The 15,947-nt window shown below is 69.5% G+C and carries 10 protein-coding genes and 1 pseudogene; 2 read left to right on the forward strand and 9 right to left on the reverse strand.

Translation table 11 applies throughout. From position 1 onward, the window contains the following. Nucleotides 1-20 precede the first annotated feature (20 nt). The 9 genes and pseudogenes from E6G06_01025 to E6G06_01065 form a co-directional block, all read right to left on the reverse strand. Nucleotides 21-687, reverse strand: a pseudogene (locus E6G06_01025) (ATP-binding cassette domain-containing protein). 24 nt (nucleotides 688-711) lie between these two features. Further along, on the reverse strand, nucleotides 712-1,995 hold the full coding sequence (locus E6G06_01030; GenBank protein TML93685.1) for an ABC transporter permease: 1,284 nt from the start codon (nucleotides 1,993-1,995) through the stop codon (nucleotides 712-714). Then, a complete protein-coding gene (locus E6G06_01035; GenBank protein ID TML93686.1) occupies nucleotides 1,758-5,213 on the reverse strand; it encodes a hypothetical protein in 3,456 nt (1,151 codons plus the stop codon). Before E6G06_01035 ends, E6G06_01030 begins: the two co-directional genes overlap by 238 nt. Continuing rightward, entirely contained in the window at nucleotides 5,122-5,427 is a 306-nt protein-coding gene (locus E6G06_01040; GenBank protein ID TML93737.1) for an acyl carrier protein, read from the reverse strand. The genes E6G06_01035 and E6G06_01040 overlap by 92 nt, the downstream gene beginning before the upstream one ends. 8 nt (nucleotides 5,428-5,435) lie before the next feature. Continuing rightward, entirely contained in the window at nucleotides 5,436-7,082 is a 1,647-nt protein-coding gene (locus tag E6G06_01045; protein ID TML93687.1) for a fatty acyl-AMP ligase, read from the reverse strand. Between the two features lie 13 nt (nucleotides 7,083-7,095). Continuing rightward, entirely contained in the window at nucleotides 7,096-8,133 is a 1,038-nt protein-coding gene (locus tag E6G06_01050; protein ID TML93688.1) for a ketoacyl-ACP synthase III, read from the reverse strand. Nucleotides 8,134-8,289: 156 nt separating this feature from the next. Next, on the reverse strand, nucleotides 8,290-8,904 hold the full coding sequence (locus tag E6G06_01055; GenBank protein TML93689.1) for a hypothetical protein: 615 nt from the start codon (nucleotides 8,902-8,904) through the stop codon (nucleotides 8,290-8,292). A gap of 281 nt (nucleotides 8,905-9,185) precedes the next feature. Further along, nucleotides 9,186-9,680 carry a cyclic nucleotide-binding domain-containing protein gene (locus tag E6G06_01060; GenBank protein TML93690.1) on the reverse strand — a complete coding sequence of 165 codons (495 nt, stop codon included), beginning with the start codon at nucleotides 9,678-9,680 and terminating at the stop codon, nucleotides 9,186-9,188. Between the two features lie 118 nt (nucleotides 9,681-9,798). Further along, entirely contained in the window at nucleotides 9,799-10,704 is a 906-nt protein-coding gene (locus E6G06_01065) for an alpha/beta hydrolase (protein TML93691.1), read from the reverse strand. Nucleotides 10,705-10,887: 183 nt separating this feature from the next. On the opposite strand from E6G06_01065, the gene E6G06_01070 reads away from it, so the two are divergent. Both E6G06_01070 and E6G06_01075 read left to right on the forward strand, forming a co-directional pair. After that, the gene (locus tag E6G06_01070; protein ID TML93738.1) at nucleotides 10,888-11,514 is read left to right on the forward strand and encodes a Crp/Fnr family transcriptional regulator; all 627 of its coding nucleotides are present in this window, start codon (nucleotides 10,888-10,890) and stop codon (nucleotides 11,512-11,514) included. Next, nucleotides 11,504-15,931 carry a GAF domain-containing protein gene (locus E6G06_01075; protein ID TML93692.1) on the forward strand — a complete coding sequence of 1,476 codons (4,428 nt, stop codon included), beginning with the start codon at nucleotides 11,504-11,506 and terminating at the stop codon, nucleotides 15,929-15,931. The genes E6G06_01070 and E6G06_01075 overlap by 11 nt, the downstream gene beginning before the upstream one ends. Nucleotides 15,932-15,947 lie beyond the last annotated feature (16 nt).

Raw genomic sequence — 15,947 nt, forward strand, 5'->3', positions numbered from 1 at the left:
GGGCGGCGCGCGCGAAGCGCCTAGCCCGAGGCAAGCGCGCGCAGCTCTACCACGCCGAGCTCCACCACCTGGTCGGCCAGCGAAAGCAGCCTCTGGTCGTGCGTCGCAACGACGACGACCCGCTCACCCCGAGCCAGTTGACGGAGCAGAGCGAGGATTTCCTCCACCTGGAGGTTGTCGAGGTGGGCAGTCGGCTCGTCGGCCAGCAGGAGCGGCGGGTCGAGCGCGAGGGCGCGCGCTAGTGCGACTCGTTGCTGCTGTCCGCCGGAGAGCTGACCAGGACGGTGGTGCGCCCTTCCCGCCAGGTCGACCTGATCGAGGAGAGCCCGCGCGCGCGCAACCGCGGCACGGCGACTCATGCGACACCATCACGTTCTCGAGCGCGCTCAGGCTGGGGACGAGGTTGAAGGCCTGGAACACGATGCCGACCGTCCGCCGTCGGTACTCGACGAGCGCCCGTCCCTCGAGGGCTGTGACGTCGACGTCGCCGAAGCGAATCCGTCCGTGCTGCGGCGTGAGGATCCCACCGAGTGAGGACAGCAGCGATGTCTTCCCGCAACCACTCGGCCCCAGGAGGATCGTGAGTGAGCCGGCGCAGGCCTGCAGATCGAGCCGGTCGAGCGGTCGGACCGCGTGCCCGGCGGCCGTGTACTCGATGGTGAGCTGGCGGATATCGAGGTCGGGCATGGTGTCGGCTCCTCCCGTGGAGCGTCAGGCGCTCCCGAACGCAAGCGCGGGGTCGATGGTGACGGCTCGTCGCAAGCCGAACCCACTGGCGACGACGCCCACGAGAACGGCAGCCACCGGGAGCAGAACGTAGGCGGACCCCGGGACGACACAGGGAAGCGGGAACTTCGGCCCCATCACGGTGGCGACGATCGCACCGACGGCAGCCGCGGCGATCGAGATCACGACCGCCTGCACCGCCAGATCGCCGACGATGCTGAGGCTCGACGTGCCGGTCGCCTTGAACACCGCGAAGTCACGCGCCCGCTCGAGCGTCGACACGTAGATGACCGACCCGACGATCGCCGCCGCGACGATCCAAAGCAGGGATGCGACCATGCTGATCGCCGACTTCCCGTTGCCGAGTGGTCGCAAGAGATCAGCCTTCGCCTGGGCGTTGTCGATCAGCTTGAGGCCATCGGGTGTGACGTGCGGGTGACCGTGCACCGCGATCGCCGACACCAGGGGCATCCCCGCGAAGACGACTTCCTGCGCGTCCTCGAGCGAGACCATGACGTTCGGGACGCCGGCCACGGCGGTCCAGGCGTCGACCCGGCCGACCACCTCGAAGCGCTTCCCCGACAAGATGACCTCGTCGCCGAGCCCATAGCCGAGCGCGTTGCTGACCACGATCTCTCCCCGCGCGGCCACCGGGCGGCCCTCATCCACCCCCGGCGTCCTGAGGCCACGCCCGGTCGCACCGAAGATGTTCACCTCTTTGGGAGACTTGCGCCCCACGCTCTTGCGCCCGAACACCATGGGTGTGGCATCGCGGACACCGTCCACGGCGAGCATGCCGTCGAGCGCGGCCGCTTGAAACGGCATCTGGCCGAGGAACGGGCCCGCCGCACCGTTCTGCACGGCCCACGTGTCGGCGTGGAGACCGTCGAGGAGTCGCTGAGCCTCGACGTCGAAGCCATTCGACAGCCCGGTGAGCACCAGCGTGATGGCGAACACGAGGGAAGTGCCGAAGACGGCGAACACGATTCGCCGCCGCCGCCACTGCAGGTCGCGGAAAGCCGAGCGCACCATCATCGGAGCCGATCTCGGAGCGCGCCGAGGCCCAGCTGCAACCCACCCAGATCGAGCTCGTCGGCGGCGACGGCCGCGGCATCGAGCAGGTCCAAGGCGCGCGTGCGATCGAGCCGTCGACCTCGAGCCGCGAGCGCGCGGGCATAAGAGAACTGCGTTCGCGCCAGTAGGGGCGCCGAACCGGCAGCTTCTTCGAGCGCGACCGCCGCCTCGAAATGACGCTCGGCGTCGTCCCATCGACCGGTGTTGGCAGCCGCGACGCCAAGGAACCGGTCTGCGGCACCCAGGCACGCCGCGCCCCACCCCACCACCAGGAGCTGGCCCGAATGCGACAGGAGAACTTCGTACGCGCGGGCGCTGTGTTCGGCGTCACCGACCTCGGCACCGGTCTCCACCAGCAGGGCGAGCGAGGACGCCCGAGTCACGTAAGGGACCTTGGTGCCGTCGTAGACGGCCAGTGCCTCGAGCTCCTCGCGAGCCTCGTCGACGGCACCGAGCTCGGCCTGGGTCAAAGCCAGAGCAGCACGGAACCCGACCAGCCGCGGCGCGGTCTGGACCGCTTCCCGCAGCACGTCCTTGATCTCGGCCAACCGGCCCTGGTCGCGTCGAAGCAGGAAGAGTTGCGCGGCAAAGGTGTTGTGGAAGTTGATCTCATCGGGTGCTCTCTGCAACATCTCGGCGGCGAACACCTCGGCATCGCCGAAGCGACCGTCCAGCGTGGCCCGCAGCGATCGCCACATCGCGATCGTGGCCAGATCGAGCCACTCACCGTTCAGTCCGCTCCCACTGCAGAGGCGGGAGAAGGCTTCGACATCGTCGTCGAACCGTGCGACCTCTCCGGTCTGGAGATGGACGACCGCGTCGTGCCGCAACAGCACCTTCTCGGCCGCGGCCCGGTTTCGCACGGGAAGATGCGAGAGCAGAGCGGCCAGCTCTTCGATGTGCCGGCGCTGCCTGCGCACGTCGTGTGAGCCCTGCAACACGACACAACGATCCATCAGCGCCCGCGCGACGGCAGTGGTGTCCCCCGTCAGCCGGGCCGTGTCGACCGCCTGCTGGGCGATCGGGTCGGCCGCGGGTCCTTGTCCCTCGTTCATGGCCCGATAGAGCGCGAGCTGTCCGAGCAACGCGGCTCGAAGACGCAAGTCGGAGTCCGCGACCGCACCGAGTGCCTCGTCGAGGAGTTGACCGGCCAGCGGATCCTCGACACCGGCCTGCGGAAGGGCGGCGCGCCACAACGCGGCCTTGGCCACGAGCTTCGCACACCCCGAGAACCGGGCCTCGTCGGCACCTTGTGCGGCGACCGACTTGGATCGGGTGACGTCACCCGCCAGATGAAGAGCCTCCGCGAGCATCACGAGGAGTCGCGCGCGGGTGGCCGGGTCCGCCTGCTCCGCCAGCGCGAACGCCTTCAACCCGCGCTCCAGATGAACGATCGCAGCCTCGGACGCCAGTTTCTCGAGGGCGTCGAGCGCGGCCAGTTCCGCGAACAGAACGCCGCGCGTCGCGCTACCGGCCGGCGCGCCCGCGCAGTAGTGGTACGCCAACCGGCCCGCCAGGTCCGCCGCGCCCGGCTGCGCCTCGATGGCCTCGCCGATCTGCCGGTGCAGCCGGGCGCGGCGCGTCGCCGAGAGCGCGTCGAGCAGGGCTTGGCGCACGAGCGTGTGGTTGAACCCGAATCGCCCGGGCGGTCCGTCCAACTCGACGATCAGGCGGGCTGCACACGACTCCTCCAGCACGTCGAGCAGGGCCATCGGGTCTTCGGCCGCCGCGGGCGCCAGCTCCAATGTCCGGAGATCGAACTCGTGCCCGATGACGGCCGCGACCTTGAGCGCGCGGTTGGCGGCCTCGCTCAGCCTCGACAGCCGCCGGGCGATGACCTCCCGCAGACTGTCGGGCATGCCGTACTCGCCCAGCGGCAGCTCGGGCCTCCACCGTCCTTCCCGCGGCGAGACCGCTCCGATCTCGGTGAGGTGGTGCAGCAACTGGCCGACGAAGAACGGGTTGCCTGCGGTCTCGTGCTGCAGGACCGTTGCGAACTCCAGCCCGCGTTCGTCGAGCGGCCCGCCGCCGCTCGCGACCTCGAGGAAGGTGGCGACGTCGGTTGGGTGCAGACCACTGAGCTCGACGCGGTCGACGTGCCGCTCGCGATGGAGATCGGCGAGCAACTCTGTGAGCGGATGCGACGTGCCGAGATCCGTATGGCGATACGTGCCGACCACGAGAAGGGCGGCATCGCGAGGGTCGCGTGCGAGATGGCGCAGGAGCTTGAGCGCGCTACGTGGAGCCCAGTGCAGGTCGTCGAGCACCAGCAGCACGGGGGCCGTTCGCGACGCGGTGGTCAGGAGCAGGCTCACGGCCTCGAACAGCCGCAGGCGGTCGCCGTGGGGGTCAACCGCTGACGTCGGCGCCGGGTCGCCGCCGATACCGGGCACGAGCCGCGCCAGGTCATGGGCGCGACAGCCGAGTTGGCCGACGATCTCATCGGTAGGGAAGTGCGCGAAGAAATGCTCGAGCGCCTCGACGAAGCTCTGGTACCCGACCTCGAGGTCCTCGTCGGAACGCCCCCACAGGACCGTGCCGCCATCGTCGTGGACCTTCCTTGCCAGCTCAGCGGTCAGACAGGTCTTGCCGATGCCGGGTTCGCCGCCGATGAAGACGAGCCGCCGCTCGCCGGCCTTCGCCCGCTCCCAGGCCAGGGCCAACCGCTCCGCCTCGGCCTCGCGGCCCACGAGCGTCTCCCGCGCCACGGGTGACACGGCCGGCGGCAACGGCAGCGGGACCACATCGCCGTCCGCCCAGTCGACCTCGCGGACGAACACGGGCTCGTCGAAGCCCTTCAGGCTACGGGAGCCCACGCTGACGATGCGGTGCTTGGTCCACGTGCGTATCAACGCGGCGACCACCTCGGTCAGGAGAATCTGACCGTGCTCGGCCGTGGCGCAGAGACGAGCCGCCTCGACGACCGGCTGGCCGTACCAGTCGTCGTTCTCGACGGTCGCCTCCCCCGCGCTCAGCCCGACCCGCACCTCGGGGCTGCAGGGCTCCTCGCGACGCAGGCGTGCGACGGCGCGCTGAATCGCGACCGCACACTCCACCGCGTCGAGCGCACTCCGGAAGACGACCATCAGGCCGTCACCGGTCGTCTTGATCTCCTCGCCTCGGCATCGATGGATCGCTTGACGCAAGGCGCCAAAATGGGTTCGGCGAATGGTGTCGCTCCGATCCGCGCCGTCGTGGTTCAAGATCGCGGTCGAATCGACCAGATCGGTGAAGAGCACCGACACGGTGGCAGTTCCTGCTCCGAGATTCACGGTGCGGTCACTCCTCCGCGCGTCGACGTCGGCGTGCGACAGGGCCATCTCAACCCTCCGGTGCGATCGTGTCCGGGCATGGGTCGAACGTGGCCGCGAAGCTGATGAGCTCGCCGACGGTCTCGAGCCATGGCAGGACATCGGGATCGTCGACGTCGTCGATCGAGAGCCCTCGGTCGGCGAGGACCTGCTCTCGGAGCGTCATCAGAACCTCGATCAGAGCGAGCGAATCGAGGCCGACATCGGACAGTGACGCGTCGTCGGTGAGCTCGGCGACCGGAACACCGGTCCTGGTCGCGAGCTCCGCCCGCACCCGGGTGTGAACGTCTCCGGAGAGCGCGTCTTCGGAAAGCATCGTCATGGTCATGCGAAGTCCTTTCGCCACAAGAGGCTCTCGCCTTCGGCAAGAACGGTTCGGATCGCCAACCGCCGCAGCTTTCCGCTCGGCGTCTTCAGCAGGGTGCCACGGTGGACGAACGCAACGGTCGCCGCCCCGACACCGGTCGCAACCGCGACGGCCCCACGTATCGACCGGCACACGCGGTCGAGCTCGGTCGGCTCCATGCGCGACGACGTCGCCTCGGCGACGATCGCCAAGCCGCCACCGGGGGCCTCGACCGCGGCCACACAGCCGGGTCGCACCATTCCGTCGGGAAGGGCCGTCTCGATGTCGGCGGGATAGAGGTTGCGCCCCGCGACGATGATGACCTCGTCGCTGCGACCGATCACGAACAACTCGCCGCCGTCGACCAGACCGAGGTCGCTCGTCCGGAAGTAGCCATCGTCGGTCAGGCGCAGCTCGGCGCCAATGTACCGGTCGAGGAGAGACGGGCTGCGGAACTCGATCTGTCCGACCGCTCCCTCCGGACCCGGCACACGCACGTCGACCCCGTCGATCGGAGGCCCGGTGGAAACGAGCGTGTGCGAGTCCGGTCCGCCGAACGAGGCGCCCCCGAACGAAGCGCCGTCGAACGACATGGCGCGCCAGTGCTGCTGCGGACGGACGGCCGTCACCGCGACGGTCGCCTCCGCCATGCCGTACGCGGGACAGAACGCGCGGGGCTGAAACCCATGGGGCGCGTAGGTGTCGGTGAAACGCTTCAGGGTGTCTGCTCGCACGGACTCGGACCCGACGATGCAAACTCGCACGCGGGAGAGGTCGAGCGATCCAGCGCGCTTGGCGGTACGCACCGCGAGCTCGAGCGCGAAGTTGGGGACGACGGTGAACGTGGAACCGAACTCCGAGCACGTCCGCAGCCAGCTGTTCGGGTTGGTGACGAACTTCTCCGGCGTCATGAGCACCAGGTCGTGATGACCGAAGCGCGGTGCGCCCGCGGCGAGCGGCGTCAGGAACAGCCCGATCAGGCCCATGTCGTGCGACAGCGGCAGCCACGAGCACGACGAGTCACCGACGTCGGGCTCGATCGTGGAGATGATGGCCTCGACGTTGGCGCCGACCGCCTCCAGGGAGAGGAAGATGCCCTTGGGAGTGCCGAGGCTTCCAGAGGTGAACTGCACGAGCGCGCCGCCACCGTCGAACGGGCACGTGGGTCCACCGCTGAGCACCTCGTCATAGGTGTGCACCGGCACCGGAGGGCTCTCGATCAGCCGTGCGTGGGCGGCGTCGACCATGAGCGTCTCGGCGCCGGCCGCCGCACAGAACCGTCCGAGCTGCTCCAGGTAGGACTCGATCGAGATCCCCCGGCCCGGAAGTGGGAGCGACGCGACGGTGCAGCCGGCGCGCCAGGCGCCGATGAGGAAGGCGGCACACGGGCGGGTGTTGCTCAGCAGGGCGGCGATCGTGCTGCCGGCGCCCACCGTGTCGGTGATCCAGCGGGCAGCGTCACCCGACTGGGCCCAGAGGGTGCTGATCGACGTTGCCTCGGTGTCCGAGGCCAGGAACCGCACGGTGCCGTGACCGCTCGCCGCGTCCTCCAACAGGTCGAGAACCGAGCGCCTCGCTGTGTCACGGGGCACGGTCATGGGTGATTCGAGGGTCAGGGTGGACATGTCTCTCTCCCTTTCAGAGAACGATCGGGATCACCGCGGCGCTGAACCCGGCCGCGCCCCCGACGAGTAGGACCTTGTCGCCGGCCACCGCCCGACCTTCCTCCCGCGCCACGTCGAACGCGAGCGGGATGCTCGCGGCGGCGGTGTTGCCGAAACGGTCGAGGGTGACCATGCAGCGGTCCTTCGGGAACCCAAGGAGTGCGGCCACCCGCTCGATGACCGAGCGCGACACCTGGTGGGGAACCACGAGGGCGACGTCGTCGAGGCTCCAGTCGAGCTTCAGCAACATCTGCTCGACGAGCCGGGGCACGCGCTCGACTGCGAGCTGCTGCAGCTTGGCGCTGCGGCACTCGAAGAACATCCGATCCGGCGCACCTCCGTAGAGCGAGCCACCGCCCAGCACGGTCGAGAGCTCCCAGTGCCGGCCGTCGGACTCGAAGGCACCTGGGAAGAGACCGCGGTCCCGTTCGGCGCTGGCCTCCACGACGAAGGCCGCGCCGGCATCGCCGAGCGTCAACGCCGCCAGGCGCGCCGCGAGATCGGTGTTGTCCGCGATGTTCCACTTGATCGTCGGGGACAGCCGCTCACCTGCGGCGACAAGCACTCGCCCCGCGCGCCCGGTCTCGATGAAGGCGTGGGCGACCTCGAGCCCGTTGAGGAAGCTGTTGCACGCGTTCTTCACGTCCATGACCGCGGCGTTGTCGCAACCCACGGCCGCCTGGAGCATGTTCGCGGTGGCGGGCTCGGCCACGTCGTGCGACGCGGAGGCAAAGATCAACAGGTCGATCGCCTGCGGTTCCAGACCGCTCTCGTCGAGCGCGCGACGCGCGGCGCGCGCGGCCAACTCTGACGACGACGTCCCTTCGGGTGCGTAGCGTCGTTCGACGACCCCGGCTGCCATTCGGACGATGTCTTTCGGGATCGTCCAACCGCCGCTCTCGCGATTGACCCGTGCCTCCACCATCTCCGATGTCCAGACCTCGTCGGGTAGGTGACGGCCGGTCCCGGAGACGACAGCCCTGATCTTTGAATCGTGCCTGTGCTCGTTCACGTGGACGAGCGTCTCATTCGATGGCTCGCACGTATGTCGTGGCGCTGACGCAGCGAACGTGCGCCCCGTCACCGACGACGCCTCCCGGGAAAGGGAGGGCCGCGGACGCGCCGGAGCCTCCCCGAAGGGAGGCTCCGGGCTCGGACGTCGAGGTTCTCAGACGCGGCTGACGACCAGATCGCCCACGTTGGAGATGTTGAAGTGCTTGAGGGGGTTTGGATTGCCGGCGGTGGTGCAGTCGAACGAAGCCTGGTTGGGACTGAAGGCAAAGGTGACCCTGGCCTTCGTGGTGTGGCCTGACTTGAAGAACGTGCCCGAGGTGAAGGTGGTGATCACCCGCACCTGACCAACGGTGGCGGTCTGCTTCACCGCGACCGTGCCATTGGACGTCGCTCCGGTGTTCCAGGAGATGTGGGTGGTGCCCCTGAAGATGATCGTGCCGACGGGTGGGTCGGTCGGGCCGCCGAGCGCGTGCGGGCACGCCAGCGGCTGGGTGCTCGTGATCGAGGCCGTAAAGAAGCCTGAGCTGGGCCCTCCACCTGCGGTCTTCGAGCAGCCACTGAAGCCGTCGGGGGTGGCGCCCGTCTTCGTGTCGGGACTTGTACCCGTCTGACTCTTCTTGTCGTGACCGAGGCCCGGGAGCAGTTTCGTGCTGCCCTTGGCCGAGGTGCACCTTGCGATCACGGTTTCTGCTGCGCTTGCGCTGCCAACGCTGATGAACGGGGCGGCCACCAGCGCGGCAGCCGCGACAAGTGCGAGTCGTCGAATCATGGTGAACGTATCCTCCTCGGAGAGGCGTCTCGTCTCAGAGCGCAACGGCGGGAGAGCCGGGGGGGCCGACGCCGTTGGCCGGGCCAACCTACCCCCCCGGTTGGCCTCCGCAACCGCGGGACAAACTGCGCGTACCGACCGTCAGCCGGGGCGGTGAGCTGATCTGGCGGACACTCGTCATCCTGGTGCCGCAGGGTCAGCGCCGCGCAGGTTCGCCCTTGACGCGGCGTCATGGCAGCCGACGATCCGTGGCGAGCCCGGTTGGAGCGCTACTCGCGGCGTCACGCGGTGAAGGCGACGCGCGCGTGCCGGGGGCGTTCCACCTCGACGACCTCCGGTCGCACTGCAGGAGACTGGCGCGCGACGCGTGCCAGGAGCTTCGATTCGATCGACGGAGCAACCCGGATCATCCTGACGAGCTCGGCTCGGCTGGAAACCAGAAGGTCCATCGGGGTTGTCGCCGTCACGGTGGCGATCTCAACGCTCCCCGGTAGAAGCGACTGCTCTCCGAAGAGCGAGCCCGGGCCGAGGCGTTTCGCGCCGCCATGGGGACTGCTGGCCTCGCCCTCCCCTGAGACCACCAGGACGAGCTGGTTGCAGCTGTCCCCTGCCTGCACGATGACGCGATCGGGCGTCACCGAGATCGGACAGGTGAGTTGGGCGACCAGGCGAAGCTGCTTGGCGGTGCACTCCGAGAAGAGGTCGAGACCCTCGAGAATGCACGCGGTGAGGTTCCCGCGAATCCGCCACCGCCGTGTCCGAGCTCTCACATCCATCTCATCACCTCCGCATCGGCCCAATCACCTGGGATCCATCCTGAGCCGTTGGACCGAACACTTCTGTCGCCGCGACGACACATCGGACGTGATCGAGGCGACGTGGCGTGTCGAGCTCTCACGCAGCCGCGAGCGCAGCTGCCGAGTCGAGCCTGGCGCGGACCGAATGGCAGGCGTCGATCAGGGCGGCCACGAATCGATCGGGCGCCGCGATACACCCGCTGTGCCCGGCGCGCATGGTGTGAAGCGTCGCTCCGGGTATGTCATGGGCGAGCTTGAGCTGGCGGAGCGTCGGGACGACCCGGTCTTGGAGCATGGCGACGACCGCGGTCGGCGCTCGGGTGTCGGCGAGCCAGGGATCGGCACAGAACCGACCGATGGCACAGCCGGCCTCGAGCACCGTGAGCCAGTCATGGCGCGAGATCTCGTCGAGAACCCACTCGTGGACGCGGCGGGTCCCACCCCGCGTGGTGACCAGAGCGGCCGCCAGACGCTGGACGGCCTGCGTGCGGCCGACGTGGCAGGCGACGCTCAAACCGCCCAGGAGCCGGAAGAGCACTGACTCACGTCGGGTCAGGGCGAAGGAGCTGCTCGTCGCGCACAGCACGAGACCCTTGATGCGGTCGGCGTGCCGTCGCGCCGCCAAGAGCGCGATCGGGCCACCCATCGAGTACCCGAGCGCCACCGCCTCGCGGATCCCCAGCGCGTCGAGCACCGCGATCGCGTCGTCGGCGCAGTCCTCGAGTGTGAACCGGGCGGAGGTCCGTAGCCCTCGTCCGTGGCCCCGGTGATCGAGCGCGACGACCCGCCACGACTTCGACAGTGAGGCGTAGGCGGTGGAGAAGTTGAGGTCGGCGGTGGCGGTCCATCCATGAAGGAGGAGCAGGACCGGGAGGCCGGGTGGCCCTCCGGTGTCACGAACGAACGTCACGTCGCCGCTGCTGAGCGTCACGTGCCGTCCGCGAGGAAGGGGCCAAGGTGAGCGGGTGGGGAGGACCTGGTCGGCGGCCGCTGTGCCCATCATCCCCTCCTCTCCACGTAAGAGACCTTTGAGAAGACGCTGACGCAACGACGCCCGAACATCTGTGGCCCGCGCCACATGTCGGGTGTGTGCCGCGACACGTGCCGCAGACACCCGACCGTGGGAAGATCTAGCCGGTTCGCCAAAGGGTGGTGCTGGGTGGTCAGCTATCAGCTGCTTGCCGGGATGCCAGACGACGCACAGCGATCGCTGCTGGCGCTCTGTCGCCGTCGGCGCTTCAGGCGCGGCGAGGTCGTCTTCCACGACGGCGATCCGGGTGAGACGCTCCACCTCGTGGCCAAAGGGCACTTCGCGGTGCGCGTCACGACACCACTCGGCGACACCGCGATGTTGCGCGTGTACCAGCCGGGCGACTCCTTCGGCGAGCTGGCCGCGCTCGAGCCGGCACCGCGGGCCGGCACCGTCGTCGCGCTCGACGAGGCCGACACACTCTCGCTGAGCCACGCGCAGCTCGATGAGCTGCGCGCGAAGCATCCCGGCGTCGACCACCTGCTGACCGCGGCCCTGATCGGCGAAGTGCGCCGACTCGCCCGTGCGCTGGTCGAAGCCCTGTACCTGCCGGTCGATCGACGCCTTTGGCGACGGTTGGGCGAGTTGGCTGAGATCTATGCCGACGGTAGCCCGACCGTCACGGTGCCGCTCACCCAAGAGGACCTCGCGCAGCTCGCGGGAACGACGCGCCCATCGGCCAACAGGGTGCTCAGAGCCGGCGAGGCGGTCGGGGTCGTGCGTATGGCTCGCGGCCGCATCGAGGTCGTCGATCTCGAGGCGGCGAGAGCTCGTGGCCGCTGACGACGACGGGGCGTCCCTGGCGGTGAACGTGGGTCCCGCCGCGATCGAGACGATGCGTGAAGATCCCCGGCCGGGCAACCGCGTGCGTTTTCCCGACGCCGTCATCGGCCGCGACGATGTCTTGACCGTGCTCGAGCAGCGCGTCGCGAAGCTGAGCAACGGCGGCCGCGCCCTCGTGGTGCTGGAGGGAGAGTCGGGGATCGGCAAGTCGACGGTGCTGCGCGAGATGCGTCGGCGGGTGCTGGCGACCGGCGGCAACGTCGCCGGCGGCGAGTTCAGCGCGAGCGCGGCTGCGGCGCCCACCACCGGCCTGCGCCGCGCCGTCGGAGACCTCGTCGAGACGATGCTCGGCCTCAGCGACGACCAGATGCAGGACTGGCTGGCCGATCTCCGGCAAGCGGTCGGGGGCTCGGTCGAGCCACTCGCCGACCTCGTCCCAGAGCTCGGGCTGCTGCCGAGCAGCGAACAGCTCCCGCCGGTCGACTCGCCGACCGGGCTGCGCAACCGATTGCGGCTGGCGGTGCTCGGCGTGGTGCTGGCCTCGGCGCACAGGACACAACCGCTCGTGATCACGCTCGACGACTTCGACCGAGCCGACAGCGAGTCCATGCAGATCGTGCACGACGTCATGAGGTCCGATGCCGACGGCCTTCTCGTGCTCGCGACTGCGAGACCCGGAGCGCTCGACGGGCTCCCGATCCTCGACGACCCCACCACCGGACGCATTCGCCTCGCCGAGCTCACGAAGGGCGCCCTCCGCGACTTCGTGGCGGCCGCGCTCGAGACCCGAGCCGAGGTCGTCGATGAGCTCGCCTCGACCGTCTCGGAGTGTGTCGGCGCAAACCCCCTCACGGTGCTGCAGTTCCTCCAGCGCGCGGTGGCCGGCGGCGGACTGACCCCCTCGCCGGGCCCGCCCGGTTGGGTCTGGGACGAGTCTGCGCTTCGAGCCCTCGAGCGGACACCCACCGAGGAGGAGATCGCCGCGTCGGCCTTGCGTGAGATCCCTTCGGTCGCGGTGATCGAGGTGGCCTCCTGCCTCGGCGAGCACTTCACGATCTCGTCGCTGGCAACCGCCACCGACCGGTCGGCGGACGAGGTCGCTGAGACGATCCTGCACGCGCTGCGACGCGGCATCTTGATGCGCGGTTCGGCGACCGATCCCGGCGGAACCTTCCTCGACACCAACGACGAGTACCGCTTCGTGCACGAGCGCGTGCAGCGAGCGGTGCGATCCCGCCTCTCCGACGACGAGCAGGCCGCGGTCCACCAGCGGGTCGGGCGCGTGCTGCTCGGATCGGCCGCGGTCGACGACCTCTTCGATGCCGTTCGACACCTCAACCAGGCCGTCACCCAACTGCACAGCGACTCGGAGCGTATGGAGCTGGCCGCGCTCGACGCCCGGGCCGCGGCCCGGGCGCGCCAGACCGCGGCCTTCGCGCTCGCCCTCGAATTCGCGAACGCGGGACTGGCCTGTCTTCCGACCGACGGCGACAGCCGCGATCACGCGGTCGTGCTCGCCCTCCACCTCACCGGGGCGGAGGCGGCGTGGATCACCGGCGACCTCGACCGGATGCTCCAGCTCATCGAGGCCGGGCGTGCGTTGCAGACGACGGCTCTCGAGCGCGCCGAGCTCGCGTTCCTGGAGGTGAAGGGGCTCGTGGCGGCCGAGCGCCCAGCCGACGCGCTGGCCTGCGGGCGCGCCGCGCTGGAGGAGCTCGACGTACGTCTGCCGGCCGCGCCGACGCAGCGGAATGTGCTCGCCACGCTCCCAGGGGTGTGGCGGCGACTCCACAACCGGTCGGATGCCGACCTGCTCGCGATGCCGGAGGCGACCGACCCGGAGACCCTCGTGGCCCAGAAGCTGCTCGCTGAGATGTTCGGTCCCGCGTACATGGCGGAGCCCGACCTCTGGCCGCTCCTGGCGCTGCGTTGCCTCACCATCACGCTCGACGAGGGACGGGCGCCGATGTCGCCCGTCGCGTTCGCCGGGTACGGGCTCCTGCTGGCGGCCATGGGCCGGTATGACGCGGCTCAGCGCTTCGGAGACCTCGCGATGCAGATGGCAGAGGCCCCGGAGAGCCGCGAGTTCCGCCCGTGGACGAAGTTCCTGTTCTACGACTTCATCCACCACTGGACCCGCCCGGCTCTCGAAGCCATCGAGCCGCTCCGCGAAGCAGGTCGCGAAGCGCTATTGATCGGAGACCTCGAGAACGCGGGGTTCATGACCGCGGTCGAGCTCTACCAGTCGCTCGCGTACGGCGTGCCGCTACCCGAGATCGACGCGCGCGGCCTGGAGCTCGCCGTTCACCTCCGCCCGTACCGCGCCCAGTTCAGCCTCTGCGAGTCGACCCGACAGATGGTGCACAACCTGATGGGCCGCTCCGCCGACCGCTTCGAGCTCGCCGGCGAGACCGCGTACGACGAGCGGGTTGCGGTGCCCTCGGCCATCGAACGGCATGACGTGACCGCCCTCACCGCGTATCACCTCACCCGACTCGCGCTGCACCTGTGGTTCGGCGATTTCGAGGGTGGGCTGCTTCACGCCGAGAAGTCGGAGGAGCACCTCGTCGGCATGCGGGGGACGCCCAACGTTCCGATCTTTCACATGTCGAACGCAATCCTGCGCCTGCGCACGGCGCCGCACGCCGCCGCCACCCGTCGCGCCGTCCGTCGCGCCCGCAAGGGCTTCCGGACCTGGGCGCGCACCTCGCCCGAGAACTACCGGGGCCCAGCCCTGCTCGTCGAGGCCGAGGAGGCCCGCGCCGCAGGGCACGACCGTCGGGCCGAGGCGCTGTACGACGAGGCCATCGAGGCGGCCGACCGATCGGGGAGCGTCACCGTGTTCGGCGCGCTCGCGCGCGAGTTCGCCGCCGAGCTCCATGCCCAGAAACGACGCGAGCTGGTCGCCCGCTCCTATCTCACCGCCGCGATCGAGTCGTGGGCCGCGCTGGGCGCCTACGGCAAGGTGGATCAGCTCACGGGCCGGCACCCTGGTGTGGTGGAGCCCGTGCCCACAGGGCGGTTGTACTCCGACGCGGACGCTCTCATCGAGGAGACCATCGCCGGCGAGCTCGGGCTGGACGAGCTCCTCGAACAGCTGCTCGCGACGGTCGGACGCGACACCGGCGCGGAAAGAGGCATCCTTTTCGTCAACGACGGCTCCGCACTCGTGCCCCGCCTCGTTCTCGACGAGCACGGGTTGACGACGATCGCCGAACCGACGGCCGGCCACGACGCTCCCGCCTACGGCGCCTCGGTCGTCCGCTACGTCGAGCGCTCCGATCGCCCGGTGCTCATCACCGACACGGCCACGAGTGTGCACGGGCGCGACCCACATCTCCGAGCGACGGGAGTCCGCTCGGTGCTGTGCCTTCCCGTTGCCCGTGGCGGCGTGCTGCGCGCGATCGTCTATCTCGAGAGTCGGGTGGCCCGCGCGTTCGAGCTCGCGCACGTCGAGTCACTCCGGCTGCTCTCTGCGCACGTCGCCACCGCGCTCGAGAATGCCCAGCTCCTGCTCCGGCTCGAGGACGCGCTCTCCTCGCAGACCGATCTCGTCTTCGCCCAGTCGCGGTTCATCCCGGAGCAGCTCCTGCAGGCGCTCGGTCGCGACAACCTGATCGCGATCGAAGCCGGCGATGCGGTCGTACGCGAGATGACCCTGCTGTACTCCGACATCCGCGGTTACACACACATCCAAGAGGGTCTCGATCCGCGTCACGGAATCACCTTCCTCAACGACTACCTGCGCCACATGGAGCCCCCGGTCGTGGCCCACGGAGGCTTCGTCAACTCCTACGTCGGCGACGGGATGATCGCAGCCTTCGACCGAACCTCCGACGGCGCGCTCCGCGCCGCGCTGGCGATGCGCCGCACGGAGCGCGAGGTGACGGTCGAACGGCGTGCCCGTGGCCTCGAACCCGTGCGGACCGGCATCGCGATCCATACCGGAGATGTCGTGGTGGGCACCTTCGGCGGCGTGAACCAGCTGCGCTGCGGCGTCGTCGGCGACGCGGTGAACCTCGCCGCCCGGCTCGAAGGCCTCACGCGCCACTACGGCTCATTGCTCATCAGCGAGAGCGCACGCGCCGGGCTCGAAGACGTCGACGCCTACGACCTCCGCCGGGTAGGGACCTTCCGCGTCGTCGGCCGCACCACACCCGTGACCGTGTGGGAGGTGTTCGACGAGGACGAGCCTCCGCTGCGCTCGGCGAAGCGCACCACGTCGGCGGCGCACGAGGCTGCACTCGACGCGTTCGCAGCCGGGCGAATCGCCGAGGCGTCCGCCGCGTTCGAGGAGCTCGCTCAGCTCGTCAAGGGCGACAAGGTGGCGCCCGCGTACGTCGCCCACTGCCGTCGCCTCCTCGAGTACGGCCTACCCGACGACTGGGACGGCGTCATCAGCCTCGATCACAAGTAGCCGAGCGCGTTCAGCA

It is taken from the genome of Actinomycetota bacterium, from assembly GCA_005888325.1.
GTDB lineage: Bacteria > Actinomycetota > Acidimicrobiia > Acidimicrobiales > AC-14 > AC-14.

What these genes read in the sequence shown, in the direction of transcription:
- E6G06_01030 (TML93685.1), bottom strand. Translation starts at nt 1,995, where the DNA reads ATGGGACGACGCCGAGCGTCATTTCGAGGCGGCGGTCGCGCTCGAAGA.
- E6G06_01035 (TML93686.1), bottom strand. Translation starts at nt 5,213, where the DNA reads ATGTCCTGCCATGGCTCGAGACCGTCGGCGAGCTCATCAGCTTCGCGG.
- E6G06_01040 (TML93737.1), bottom strand. Translation starts at nt 5,427, where the DNA reads ATGCTTTCCGAAGACGCGCTCTCCGGAGACGTTCACACCCGGGTGCGG.
- E6G06_01045 (TML93687.1), bottom strand. Translation starts at nt 7,082, where the DNA reads ATGTCCACCCTGACCCTCGAATCACCCATGACCGTGCCCCGTGACACA.
- E6G06_01055 (TML93689.1), bottom strand. Translation starts at nt 8,904, where the DNA reads ATGATTCGACGACTCGCACTTGTCGCGGCTGCCGCGCTGGTGGCCGCC.
- E6G06_01060 (TML93690.1), bottom strand. Translation starts at nt 9,680, where the DNA reads ATGGATGTGAGAGCTCGGACACGGCGGTGGCGGATTCGCGGGAACCTC.
- E6G06_01065 (TML93691.1), bottom strand. Translation starts at nt 10,704, where the DNA reads ATGATGGGCACAGCGGCCGCCGACCAGGTCCTCCCCACCCGCTCACCT.
- E6G06_01070 (TML93738.1), top strand. Translation starts at nt 10,888, where the DNA reads ATGCCAGACGACGCACAGCGATCGCTGCTGGCGCTCTGTCGCCGTCGG.